General features: G+C 62.5%; 9 protein-coding genes and 1 pseudogene. 8 read left to right on the top strand and 2 right to left on the bottom strand.

The window, feature by feature from the left end:
• The 5 genes and pseudogenes from HU738_RS22085 to mrdA all read left to right on the top strand — a co-directional run.
• Positions 1 to 876 (top strand): annotated as a pseudogene (locus HU738_RS22085) (hypothetical protein); the annotation flags it as partial.
• Positions 873 to 1,676: a DUF6708 domain-containing protein gene (locus HU738_RS26060; protein WP_225923518.1), complete on the top strand. Its 804-nt coding sequence runs from the start codon at positions 873 to 875 to the stop codon at positions 1,674 to 1,676. The pseudogene HU738_RS22085 and the gene HU738_RS26060, both read left to right, overlap by 4 nt.
• Positions 1,677 to 1,814: 138 nt before the next feature.
• Positions 1,815 to 3,173 (top strand): Na+/H+ antiporter NhaA, encoded by a 1,359-nt coding sequence (gene nhaA, locus HU738_RS22075; protein ID WP_186604028.1) that lies wholly within the window; start codon positions 1,815 to 1,817, stop codon positions 3,171 to 3,173.
• A 126-nt stretch (positions 3,174 to 3,299) separates the two neighbouring features.
• Positions 3,300 to 4,679, top strand: coding sequence for an 8-oxoguanine deaminase (locus tag HU738_RS22070; RefSeq protein WP_186604027.1), 1,380 nt, complete (start codon positions 3,300 to 3,302; stop codon positions 4,677 to 4,679).
• 597 nt (positions 4,680 to 5,276) lie between these two features.
• The gene (gene mrdA, locus HU738_RS22065; RefSeq protein ID WP_054883860.1) at positions 5,277 to 7,169 is read left to right on the top strand and encodes a penicillin-binding protein 2; all 1,893 of its coding nucleotides are present in this window, start codon (positions 5,277 to 5,279) and stop codon (positions 7,167 to 7,169) included.
• Between the two features lie 29 nt (positions 7,170 to 7,198).
• Here mrdA and HU738_RS22060 read toward each other — a convergent pair whose 3' ends face one another.
• On the bottom strand, positions 7,199 to 8,101 hold the full coding sequence (locus HU738_RS22060; protein ID WP_186604026.1) for a LysR family transcriptional regulator: 903 nt from the start codon (positions 8,099 to 8,101) through the stop codon (positions 7,199 to 7,201).
• Positions 8,102 to 8,261: 160 nt separating this feature from the next.
• Here HU738_RS22060 and HU738_RS22055 point away from each other — a divergent pair, with 160 nt between their 5' ends.
• Positions 8,262 to 9,299: an AbrB family transcriptional regulator gene (locus HU738_RS22055; protein ID WP_225923517.1), complete on the top strand. Its 1,038-nt coding sequence runs from the start codon at positions 8,262 to 8,264 to the stop codon at positions 9,297 to 9,299.
• Between the two features lie 14 nt (positions 9,300 to 9,313).
• Here the strand turns inward: HU738_RS22055 and HU738_RS22050 are convergent, their stop codons facing one another.
• Complete coding sequence (locus HU738_RS22050; protein WP_186604024.1) at positions 9,314 to 9,799, bottom strand: VOC family protein; 486 nt, start codon at positions 9,797 to 9,799, stop codon at positions 9,314 to 9,316.
• A 191-nt stretch (positions 9,800 to 9,990) separates the two neighbouring features.
• Here HU738_RS22050 and HU738_RS22045 point away from each other — a divergent pair, with 191 nt between their 5' ends.
• Together HU738_RS22045 and HU738_RS22040 are read left to right on the top strand one after the other, a co-directional pair.
• Positions 9,991 to 11,328 carry a hypothetical protein gene (locus HU738_RS22045; protein WP_186604023.1) on the top strand — a complete coding sequence of 446 codons (1,338 nt, stop codon included), beginning with the start codon at positions 9,991 to 9,993 and terminating at the stop codon, positions 11,326 to 11,328.
• Between the two features lie 196 nt (positions 11,329 to 11,524).
• On the top strand, positions 11,525 to 12,175 hold the full coding sequence (locus HU738_RS22040) for a TIGR04211 family SH3 domain-containing protein (protein ID WP_186604022.1): 651 nt from the start codon (positions 11,525 to 11,527) through the stop codon (positions 12,173 to 12,175).
• Positions 12,176 to 12,218: the final 43 nt, after the last annotated feature.

Raw genomic sequence — 12,218 nt, 5'->3', positions numbered from 1 at the left:
GCTGGATTATTTGAATCACTTCAAGCGCTTGCTTCGGCAAACCGCACGCTCAAACACGGCGATACAACCGCAACCAAATACTACCTAGCCTCTGGAACAGTCAGCGTACTGGGTACCGGCGCCGCATTGGTCGCAGTATTCAGTGCCTCTATATGGGGTTTCCTGGGGATCACCATCGCATTGGGTTTAGCTACATACGCACTATTCAAGTCCGCAGCGCAAAACGAGTCAACCCCATTTGAACAATGGGCGCGACGCTGTTTTTTTGGCAAAGCCAATGAATCTCCATCTATCCATTGGAACTCGCCAAACCAAATAGACATTGCACTATCCGAGCTAAATGCAGCCATCCTAGGCTTATGTTGCGGCTTAAAATTTAATGCCACCACTGCAGACTCTAAGACCCCATCCAAGATAGGCGGACTCGTCAACATAGAAATTAGGCGAACGCTACATTTTCAAATCACACTCCCCCGTTTCAATGAGCATATATCCAGCTATCACTGGGTTCTTATATTCCACCGTCACGGAGATGGCAACGCTCCAGATTATGTTGCAGGCGAAGTCGTCTCCTTCGAAGATCATTTCGCTCCCAAAACCACGACCAGAGCTTCGACCCACATGTCGGCGAAGCCCTGGGTGAAGTCAAAACGCCACGATTACAATCCCCATACCCTAAGAATCACAAAAAACAAGGAGGCGCCAGCCAGTCACGACGATCTTTATTCTAAAAAAACCATCACTGGAAGTATCGAGCTATCCTCAGATATCGGAACCCATAACATCACGGCCGCCTCTCTATTTATAGCCTACTGGCCCGACCGAAATATCCCTTCTGCTTACGCAGAGATCGCGGCCCAGGATGATAACAAATGAGTCTGCCGCATCGTGAATTTGGTTGGAAGTACGATTTACCATCACCTAACACACCAAGCCTGTTAGTACCAGCCATGGCGTTATTAGATCCACCGCCAAATCGCATTGACAAAGCCTACATAGAGCTCCCAAGAACCACCCTAGGTAGCCGGGGTATCTTCACAGTCCTAGGAATACTAATGCTGGTGACAGTCATACTCGGGACCGTCTTTCTGACCTATGCAAGCATCACATGGAGTGGAAAAATCGACCTAAAATTTTCAGCCATTTCGATAATCATACTTGTAATAGCTCTTATATTTATTCCACCTTACATCAGAATAGACCTGGAACTTCCCCGCAACGAACCAATCCGCTTTAACAAACTGCGCCGCAAGGTCTATTTTTATCAATACCGATACGATCTGCTACACCCATTCGGGCGAGCGAACTGGGGAGTCAAACCCGTCGCATATGATTGGGATGACCTTACCGTAGAGGCTTATCGGATATATGCCCCCATGGGCTATGGTGGGTTAAAAGAAAAGGTAATGATTTCGATCTGCAAACCCGGGACCAATAGGATAATTGATCGAGTTTTCTTCACTGACGACATAGAAATGGGGGAACAATACTGGGCGATCGCCAGACTCTTCATGCAAGAAGGCGCGGAAGGCCTGCCCGAATTCATCAACCTACCCTGGGACTGGAATGAAGGCGTCCACTCCAACCCCTTCGACCAGCGTGCCCCAAAAGTCTATTGGCCCGCTGAAATGGACCTGGAATCCCGCACCGCCCCCGCTCAGGCCGAGCAACTATGAAACCCGCCGGCCCTGGCGGTATCGCTTGGCCTCCAAGCTTGCACCCGCTAAAATCCCCCGCGGGTGCTAGCTGCAAGGTGCAGTGACGCAGGTTAAAGAACAGTGCAGGTCGGGCCGCCTGCAGGGGTTCTTGTGCCTATGCAAAAAACCAAATTGACCCGCGCCCAGCGCCTGGCCCAGCGGGCCTTCGCCAATTTCGAGCGCTTCCTGCACATCGAAGCGGTCAGCGGCATCGTCCTGCTGATCACCGCCGTGGCGGCCCTGATCTGGGCCAACTCTCCAGCCGCTGCCAGCTATGACGCCCTTTGGCACACACCGATCAGCTTCGGCATCGGGTCGCTGAGCTTCTCGCAATCGCTGCACTTCTGGATCAACGATGGCCTGATGACCATCTTCTTCCTGGTGGTGGGCATGGAGATCCGTCGCGAAATCCACGAAGGCGCGCTGTCCAGCCTGCGCCAGGCAACCTTGCCGATGGCCGCTGCGGTGGGTGGCGTCGTCGCTCCTGCACTCATCTACCTGGCCTTCGGCCATGCGCCGGCCGAGCAGCAAGGCTGGGCCGTGCCGACCGCTACCGACATCGCCTTCGCGGTCGGCGTGCTGGCACTGCTGGGCAAGTCGATCCCGTCCAACATTCGCGTGTTCCTGCTGGCGCTGGCGATCATCGATGACATCATCGCCGTGCTGATCATCGCCGTCTTCTACTCCGGTGGCCTCGACTACAGCGGCTTCGGTGTCGCGGCCATCGGCCTGCTGCTGGTGGTAGCGCTGCAGAAAATCGGCGTCGGCTCGGCTTGGGCCTATGTCATCCCCGGCGCGATCACTTGGGTCGGCATGCTGATGACCGGTGCCCACCCAACCCTGGCCGGTGTGATCCTCGGCCTGATGACGCCGGTGGCCGCCATGCCCCTGGGCGAGCGCCCGGTGGATGCGATTTCGCGGTTCACCCACGATCTGCTGGGCCGGGCCAAGACGCCCGAGTCGGACACCGGTGAACTCATCGACCCGCTCAAACGCCTGCGCCTGGCGCAACGCGAGCTGGTGCCCCCAGTGACCCGTGTCGGCGGCGCCCTGCACCCTTGGGTAGCCTATGCGATCATGCCGCTGTTCGCCCTGGCCAACGCCGGTGTGGGCCTGTCCGGTATCGACTTGTCCGCCGAGGCGCCACACTGGGTGATGATGGCAGTGGCCGTGGCGCTGGTGGCTGGCAAGCCGCTGGGCATCATCAGCGTCAGCTGGCTGATGGTGCGCCTGGGCTGGTGCAGCCTGCCGGCCCAGGTCAACTGGCGCGGCATCACGCTGATCGGCCTCTTGGCTGGCATTGGCTTCACCATGTCGATCTTCATTGCCAACCTGGCCTACAGCGACCCGGCCTCGCTGGGTGCAGCCAAGCTTGGCGTGCTGTCGGGCTCGGTCATCGCAGCCGTGCTGGGCCTCGCCTGGGGCGTCACGGGCCTGCGCAAAGGCGCGAGCAAGGCGCCTGTGCAAGCGAGTTGAAGGGTGACCGGGGCCTGCTGGCCCCGGTATTTTCCTGTATACAAAATACTCGAACTTTGCTTACATGCGTGTCTGTGCGCCTACGACAGCGGCAATCGTCGCTGCGTATTGTGCCAGGCATGAACCATGCAAGCTTCTCAGCAACACACCCCTAAGACCCTCCTGGTCAAGAATGCCGCACTGCTGGTCACCATGGACGGCGAACGCCGCGAAATCAGAGGTGGCGGCCTTTATATCGAAGACAACCTGATCAAGCAGGTCGGCCCCAGCGATACGCTGCCACAGCACGCCGACGTGATCCTCGACATGGCCGGCAAGGTGGTCATCCCGGGCTTGGTCAACACTCACCACCACATGTACCAGAGCCTCACCCGGGTAGTGCCGGCGGCCCAGGACGGTGAGCTGTTCAACTGGCTGACCAACCTGTACCCGATCTGGGCGCGGCTGACCCCGGAAATGATCTCGGTTTCGACCCAGACGGCCATGGCCGAGCTGATCCTGTCGGGCTGCACCACCTCCAGCGACCACCTGTACATCTACCCCAACGGCTGCAAGCTCGACGACAGCATCCACGCTGCCAGCGAGATCGGCATGCGCTTTCATGCCGCCCGCGGCAGCATGAGCGTGGGCCGCAGCCAGGGTGGCTTGCCGCCTGACTCGGTGGTGGAGAAGGAAAGCGACATCCTCAAGGAGTCGCAGCGCCTGATCGAGGACTACCACGATGCCCGTCACGGTTCGATGCTGCGCGTGGTGGTGGCGCCCTGCTCGCCATTCTCGGTCAGCCGTGACCTGATGCGCGAAGCCGCAGTACTGGCGCGCAGCTACGGCGTATCGCTGCACACCCACCTGGCCGAGAACGTCAACGACATCGCCTACAGCCGCGAGAAGTTCGGCATGACCCCGGCCGAATATGCCGAGGACCTCGGTTGGGTCGGCCATGACGTGTGGCACGCCCACTGCGTGCAGCTCGACCAGCACGGCATCGAGCTGTTCGCCCGCACCGGCACCGGTGTCGCGCACTGTCCGTGCTCGAACATGCGCCTGGCGTCGGGCATCGCGCCGATCCGCAAGATGCGCGACCACGGTGTGCCGGTGGGCCTGGGTGTCGACGGCTCGGCCTCCAACGACGGTGCCAGCATGATCGGCGAAGTGCGCCAGGCGCTGCTGCTGCAGCGCGTAGGCTTTGGCCCTGACGCGATGACCGCCCGCGAAGCCCTGGAAATCGCCACCCTGGGCGGCGCCAAGGTACTCAACCGCAACGACATCGGTGCCCTGGCGCCGGGCATGATCGCCGACTTCGTCGCCTTCGACCTGGGTCATGTGGCTTACGCCGGCGCCCTGCACGATCCACTGGCAGCCCTGGTGTTCTGTACCCCGACCCACGTCGACACCAGCGTGATCAACGGCCGCGTGGTAGTGCAGGATGGCCGCATCACCACCATCGACCTGCCCCGCGTGCTGGAACGCCACAACCAACTGGCCTACCAGCTCGTCAGCGGCGACTGACTCCGCCAGCAAGTGCTCTGCTTCTGCTCTGCTTCTGCTCTGCTTCTGCTCTGCTTTTGCTCTGCTTTTGCTTCTAAGCGCGCAGTAGTTCAGCAAACGCCGAATGCGACTTCAGGAGGCCGAGCGCAGGTCTTGCGGAGGGAGGTGACGGGCATGGATGCCCGTCAAGCGCTGCGGCCCAGGATGGGCCGTTCCGCGCGGTCCTCCCGGGAGCAAGGCCTGCGTTCGGCCTTCTGAAGTCGCATTCGGCGTTTGCTGAACTACCGCGCGCTTAGAAGCAAAAGCAAGAGCAAGAGCAAGAGCAAGAGCAAGAGCAAGAGCAAGAGCAAGAGCAAGAGCAAGAGCAAGAGCAAGAGCAAGAGCAAGAGATTTGGTTCAGCTGCTTCAACCCTGAATCTGAGAGCACATGAACAAATCTTCATGTTGACCGTTAACGCCCTAGTGGTGGGGGGGATGCGCGATCCGGGGCAGTGAGCGGATCGCGCTTGCCTTGAGGCGCAGGGCCGGGTTGCGTAGCATCGCCGCCCCGGGGCCGCTGGGCGGCCCATTCGCGGGCGAAGCCCTCGCCTGCCGAATTCGCTACTGTACAGAGCCCCCATGCCGCAACCGATCCCCCTCAAGGACCACGAAAAGGAAAAACACCTGGTCAACCGCCGGCTCCTGGCCTGCGCCGCCCTGGTTTTCAGCCTGTGCGCCGTCCTGGTGGGCAGGCTCTACGTGCTGCAAGTGCTGCAACACGACCAGCAGAGCGCCGTTTCGGAAAACAACCGCGTGCACATCCTGCCCATCGCCCCCGAACGCGGACTGATCTACGACCGCAATGGCGTCGTGCTGGCCGACAACAAGCCCAGCTTCGACCTGACCATGACCCGCGAGCGCGCCGGTGACTCGGCCAAGGTGCTCGACACCCTGGCGCAAATCCTCGGCCTGGGCGAAGACGACCGCAAGCAGTTCGACAAAGACCTGCGCCGCGGCCGCAAACCGTTCGAGCCGGTCACCCTGATGGTCGGCCTGACCGAAGAACAGATCGCCCTGATCGCAGTCAACCAGTTCCGCCTGCCCGGCCTGGACGTGGAACCGCAGTTCATCCGCGAATACCCGCTGGCCGAACACTTCGCCCATTCGGTCGGCTACGTCGGGCGCATCAACGAAAAAGAAGCCAAGACCCTCGACAGCACCGAGTACCGTGGCACCCAGTCCATCGGCAAGACCGGCATCGAGCACTTCTACGAAGCCCAACTGCACGGCCATGTGGGCTACGAAGAAGTGGAAACCAACGCCCAGGGCCGGGTGATGCGCGTGCTCAACCACAAGGACCCGATCCCCGGCAAGGACATCATCCTCAGCCTCGACGCGCACCTGCAAGTGGCCGCCGAAAAGGCCCTGGGTGACCGCCGTGGCGCAGTGGTGGTGCTCGACCCGGCCAACGGCGACGTGCTGGCGATGGTCAGCAACCCGAGCTTCGACCCCAACCTCTTCGTCAAGGGCATCAGCTTCAAGCAGTACGCCGCGCTGCGCGACTCGATCGACCGGCCGCTGTTCAACCGCGTGCTGCGCGGCCTCTATGCACCCGGCTCGACGGTCAAGCCGGAAGTGGCCATCGCCGGCCTCGACAGCGGCGTGATCACCCCCGGCAGCCGCGTGTTCGACCCCGGCTACTACGAGCTGCCCAACTACGACCACAAGTACCGCAACTGGAACCACAGCGGCGATGGCTGGGTAGATATGTACACCGCCATCATGCGCTCCAATGACACCTACTTCTATGACCTGGCGCACAAGCTGGGCATCGACCGCCTGCACGACTACATGGCCGAATTCGGCCTGGGCCAGAAGGTCTCGCTGGACATGTTCGAGGAAGCCCCAGGGCTGATGCCTTCGCAAGCCTGGAAACGTGCCACCCGCCGCCAGGCCTGGTTCCCGGGCGAGACGCTGATCCTCGGCATCGGCCAGGGCTACATGCAGGTCACTCCGCTGCAACTGGCCCAGGCTACCAGCCTGCTGGCCAGCAAGGGCGTGTGGCACCGCCCGCACCTGGCCATGACCGTGGGTGGCGAGGCCCCGGTCGACCCCAACCCGATGCCCGACATCGTCCTACACGACAAGCACGCCTGGGACCAGGTCAACGTCGGCATGCAGATGGTCATGCACGATCCGCGCGGCATCGCCCGCGCCGCGGCGGCCGGTGCCCAGTACCGCATCGCCGGCAAGAGCGGCACGGCACAGGTGGTGGCGATCAAGCAAGGTGAGCGCTACAACCGCAACAAGACCCTCGAACGCCACCGCGACAACGCCCTGTTCGTCGGTTTCGCCCCGGCCGACCACCCGAGCGTGGTGGTCGCCGTGATGATCGAGAACGGCGAGGCCGGCGGCCGCGTTGCCGGGCCGGTGGTACGCGAAGTGATGGACGCGTACCTGCTCGATGAACAGGGCCACCTGAAGCCCCAATTTGCCGGCACGCCAGCGGCCAAGCCGGTGCCGCACAGCTGAAAGGCCGGCGGCATCGGCTGAGCGTTGCTCTAGCCACGTTCGAAGAAGCTGCTGCCCTTTTCCTTGAGCAACGTCACCAACGCCCCTGCCGCCGGCGACAAGTAGCCGTCCGTGCGTACCGACACTGCTACGGTGCGGCGCATGGTGGTCTGCTGGAGCGGCACTTCGCGCAGCCAGGACATGCCCAAGCCATGCTCCAGGGTTTCCCTGGCAGCGAAACTGAGCAACTGGGTACGCGCAATCAGCCGGGGCAGCAGCGAGATGGCGTTGGTCTCGATCTGCACCTGCGGCGCTGGCAACTGATGGGCGATGAACACGTTGTCGATCCAGCGGCGGGCAGTCACCGTCGGCCCCGCCAGCACCCAGCGGTACTGGCAGAGGCGCTGCAAGGTGATGGGGCCAGCGAAGATCGGGTGCTCGGCGCTGGCCACCACGATCGCTTCGTCTTCGAGAATCGGATAGGTGGTGAACTCGGGATCCCTGGCGATCTGCGGTGAAATGATCACATCCAGCCGCCCGGCGCGCAGGGACTCCTTGAGCACATCGTCCTGGGCGATCGACAGCTTCAAGGTCACCTCCGGCGCCCGCTCCAGCAGCGCTGCGGTCAGGTGCGGCAGCAGGTGATCGGCCATGCTCGCGGCGCAGCCCAGGCGGATGTTGCCGACCAGCCCACTGGCGAAGTCGCGCACCTCGCGCTCGGTTTCGGCGATGTTCAACTGCAGTTGCTTGCCCCGCGCCAGCAGCAGCTTGCCGACATCGGTGAGCTTGATGCGGCGGCCATCGCGCTGGAACAAGCGGGTGCCCAGCGATTCTTCCAGGCGCTGGATGCTCTTGCTCAGCGCTGGCTGGCTGCGGTTGAGCTTCTCCGCGGCCCGGCCCAGGTGGCCCAGTTCGGCGATGGTTTCGAAATAGGTGAGGTCACGCAGGTCCATGATTCATGAATTTCAGTTATGGATTCATCGAAAGTAGAAAATAGACTTGATCGATTGCGCCGTCGATAATTTTCTCCGCTGGCGCTGCCAGCCCCGCGTTATCGCTGCGCAAGGAGTATCCACGTTGCAGACCGCCCTACCCCCCGCTTTCAGGCCCCTCTTGCAATGGCTCGCCCTGCTGATCTGTGCCGGCGCTTTCGGCCAGTTGCTGCATGCCCTGGCCGTGCCGGCCGGGTTGTTCCTCGGCCCCATGCTGGTGGCCATCGTCTTCGGCGTCTCGGGTGCGCAACTGCACCTGCATCGCCAGGTGTTCCGTTTCGGTCAGGGCTGCGTCGGCCTGCTGGTCGCCCATTCGGTGACGTGGGCGGTACTGGTGTCGATGGCCCAGGCCTGGCACTTGATGCTGGTCGCCACTTTCATCACGGTGGCGCTCAGCGCCCTGGTGGGCCTTGGCACCGTGCGCTACGGCGGCATCCCAGGCAGCACTGCCGCCTGGGGCACGGCGCCGGGGGCAGCTTCGGCGATGGTGTCGATGGCCGAGGACAATGGCGCCGACGGCCGCGTCGTGGCAACCATGCAATACGTGCGGGTGGTATGTGTGGTGATGATCGGCTCGCTGGTCAGCCACTTGCTCGGCGCCACACCGGCTGCAGGCGCGGTGGCCAACGCACCGGAGGCGCTGGCAGGCCCGCACCTGCTCGACAGCCTGCTCAGCCTGGGTGTGGTGCTGCTCGGCATCACTCTCGGCAACCGCCTGCCTGCCGGCGCCTTGCTCATACCGCTGCTGCTGGGCGGTGCCCTGCAGGTCAGTGGGCTGCTGACCATCCGCTTGCCCGAGCCCTTGCTGGCCATAGCCTACGGCGCCATCGGCTGTTACATCGGCCTGCGCTTCGACCGGCAGACCGTACGCTATGTGTGGAAGCGCCTGCCGACCATGATTGCCGGCGCGGTGGTGCTGATTGCGCTATGCGCCGCGTGCGCTTACGGGCTGGCCTTGGCGATGGGCACGGATTTCCTGTCGATGTACCTGGCGACCAGCCCGGGCGGGCTGGATGCCATGGCAATCATCGCAGTGGAAACCCATGCAGATGTCGGCCTGGTGCTGGCCATGCAGACCTTGCGGCTGTTCGGGGTGATCCTGACCGGGGCCTTCTGTGCGCGGCAGATCATTCGCCTGACCCAGGGGTACGGTGGCTAGCGGCGCCACAATCCTCAGGCCGGGCCCTTCAATGCCGCCTCGATCTTCGCCACGTCGATCTTGCCCATGCTCATCATCGCGTCGAACGCCCGCTTGGCCGCTGCCTTGTCGGGGTGGGCGATGGCTTCGATGAGTATGCGCGGGGTGATCTGCCAGGAGATGCCCCACTTGTCCTTGCACCAGCCACACACGCTCTCGCTGCCGCCGTTGCTGACGATGGCATGCCAGAGCCGGTCGGTCTCGGCCTGGTCCTCGGTACAGACCTGGAACGAAAACGCCTCGCTGTGCTTGAACGTGGTACCGCCATTGAGCCCGACGCAAGGGATGCCCATCACGGTAAATTCGACGGTGATCACCTCACCGGCCTTGCCCGACGGGTAGTCGCCGGGGGCCGGGTGCACTGCCACCACGTGGCTGTCGGGGAAGGTTCGGGCATAAAAGTTGGCCGCTTGTTCGGCATCCTTGTCGAACCACAGGCAGATCGTGTTCTTGGCAGTCATGGCAAGGCCCCATGGGCGAACAGGAAGCCTTGAGTCTAGCCCTTCAGTCCAAGCTGACGAGGGCCACCGTCAAGATAACGCTCAGAAGCCACCTACCAACCACAGGGAAACTTCCTACAACCCACACATGGCGGGGCACTGCATCATTGCCGACGAACCTCACAAGCGACTTTTCGCAGGGAGATACAGGTTTGTCCGATTTCAAATCCAAGTTGCAGCACCTCAGCGCCGAACAGATCGAGGCGCTGTACAGCGAATACATCGGCGGGGAGAAAATTGCCCGGCTGCTCGAACGCTACGCCATCGACCTCGCCCCCAGCAGCCTGATCAAGGCCTTTCCCCCAGTACCGTGTGCCGAACTGGTGTGCCCTTACTGCGAAGTCAGCCTGTATGAACGGCGCAAAAGCCGCTCGGCCAACAGCTGGAACGATAACCTGGCCTACTGCCCGAACTGCGCCCACCGCCACTACTTCCCAGGGCGCAACCGCTGGCAACGCGCTTGCGCCTGCCAGCCCTGCCTGGCGGCGCGCGAACAGGCCCGGCAGGCAAAGGCCATCGAACAGCGCAAGCGCATCAAGGAGCACTGGTCGCTGGCAAAGCACCTGCCAGTGCCACTGCACACGCTGTCGATCACCCGCCAGTTGCAGTTGCTGGCCGTGCTCGAAATCCGCATGGATACGCAAACGGATTGCATCCTGGCTGCGGAAAAAACCATCGGCGATGCGCGTGTCAGCCCCTCCAAGGGCATGGATTCAACCATCCTGCTGGGGCTGCATGAAGACCAGGTCCTGCTGGTCGACCCGGATTCGCCGCTGGAGGCTTTCAGCGACGACCCCACTCCGAAGGCCTGGCAGAACAAGGTGCGCTGGGTCGCCAATGTCAGCCTGGATGACCCGCAGCGGGCCGGCCTCGGCACGTTGCATCGCGCGCTGCACACGGCGCTTTGCGCTGGCCCGCAGCCGCATTGGCATGACGAACTCGTCGCAGCCATCAGGTTGCTCTGCAACGAGGAAGTGTGCGCCTACATCGCCACCCGCTGCGCGGAACACGGCCTGCCCTTCGAGGCCAGGCACAAAGCCGCCGAAGTCGCAGCCCAGCTGCTCGACCGGCATCCCGTACGGCACATCTGGTCGCTGGTCAACACTGCGGTCCGTGGGGCACTGTCATTCGTTGCCCGCGCCCAGGTCAACAAACTGCACGCCGCCAACACCATTCCAGGGAGCCTGCTGTCGCTGAGCGAACGCGCCATCCGCGAGGGCTGGCAGTTCACGGTATCGAGCTACGACAGCCACGCCCCGCGTTCAGGTTTCAGTCAGGCGCTGTTCGACGTGCTGTTGCAACAGCGCGACCATGGCCTGAGTCGAAAGGTCAGCGACTACATCGCTGAGCTGCCGGGGCACGCGGACGATAATGGCTGCAGGCTGTTTTGCGCCATGTGCGGATCGAACCTGGTCCATGTCAAGGCGGGACCTCGGGAAACCATCGTCAATTGCAAGGACTGCCTCGCCAGGACCCTCCTATCGACCTGAAAAAAGCGCCCCACCCGGGGCGCGTGCCTCGCGCCCGGTACCTGCAACATTCTGTTGGGAATTCCTACATTCAGCAGTGAACCTGCTTACAAAATTGCGGTCTGTCCCTGACGGTCAATTCACCGACCGGTTCGCCGGCCTCGTCGCTGATCCACAGTGACCGGGCCTATTTTTCCTGTTGCAGCGAAGACCCGACATGCCTGAATCCCGCCCAGCCTCCCTTGCCCTCCCTGCCCTGCGCGGCAGCCTGCTCGCCGCCCTGCTGGCCCTTGCCGTCCCTGCGCATGCCGAAGAGCCGGCCAGCGATGCGCGCTGGGTCAGCGACAGCTTGAGCACCTACGTGCGCAGCGGCCCGAGCGATGGCCACCGCATCGTGGGCACGCTTAAGTCCGGGCAGAAACTCACCCTGGTCGGTAGCCAGGGCAACTACAGCCAGGTACGTGGGCAGAATGGCGACCTGGTATGGATCCTCACCAATGACCTGCAGTCGGTGCCGGGCCAGAGCGAGCGCCTGCCGCAACTCGACGCTCAGGTGGCGGAGCTGTCCGGGCAGCTCAAGACCATCGATGACAGCTGGAAGAACCGTGTACAGGGCATGCAGGAGACCCTCGACTCGCGCAAGAAGCTCATCGATGAGCTGGAAGCACGCAACCAGGCGCTCAGCGAACAGCTCGACCAGAGCCAGTCGAGCCTGCGCGATACCCAGGCACGCCTGGGCGACGAGAACAAGCAGGTGATGATGCGTTACATGGTCTATGGCGGCAGCATCGCCGGTGCCGGCCTGCTGGCGGGGCTGATCCTGCCGGCGCTGACCCGTGGGCGGAAGAAGAACGACCGCTGGTTCTGATGAACGACCGGCGGGCCTCTTCGCGGACTCAACCGCGCCGAGG

This window comes from Pseudomonas vlassakiae, from assembly GCF_014269035.2.
GTDB classification, from domain to species: Bacteria; Pseudomonadota; Gammaproteobacteria; order Pseudomonadales; family Pseudomonadaceae; genus Aquipseudomonas; species Aquipseudomonas vlassakiae.
The sequence above is the reverse complement of the archived record's forward strand: the minus strand, read 5'-3'. Positions and strand labels throughout refer to the sequence as shown.